Source organism: Nocardiopsis sp. NRRL B-16309 (assembly GCF_001279585.1).
In the GTDB taxonomy this organism is placed as follows: domain Bacteria; phylum Actinomycetota; class Actinomycetes; order Streptosporangiales; family Streptosporangiaceae; genus Nocardiopsis.
Window position 1 is genome coordinate 1 of the sequence record NZ_LGEC01000037.1, and the last position, 263, is coordinate 263.

General features: G+C 78.3%; 1 protein-coding gene. It reads right to left on the bottom strand.

Annotated elements, in window-relative coordinates:
* Positions 1-185: 185 nt before the first annotated feature.
* Positions 186-263: thioesterase family protein (locus ADL05_RS31560; RefSeq protein WP_231640615.1), on the bottom strand; the 78-nt coding region annotated here is incomplete at its 5' end.

Consider the following 263-nt stretch of genomic DNA (forward strand, 5'->3'; position numbering starts at 1 on the left):
ACCCACGACACCGTCCTGCGCGCCCGGCGCGAGCGCTAGGCCGGGACGGGTCCTCCGGTGTCCGTGCCGCGCGTCACCGGCCGCGCAGGGGCCCACGCGAGCCGGGTCCCCGCCGTGCGGTCCGCCCGCTGACGCGCGTGGGGCCGCCGACGGACGTCGGCGGCCCCACGCGCGAAGCGGCGCTCTCAGAGCAGCATGGCCAGCTGGCGGGCCTGGGCCACCAGGGCGCCCTGGGAGTCCCAGATCTCCATGTCCTCCTCGTG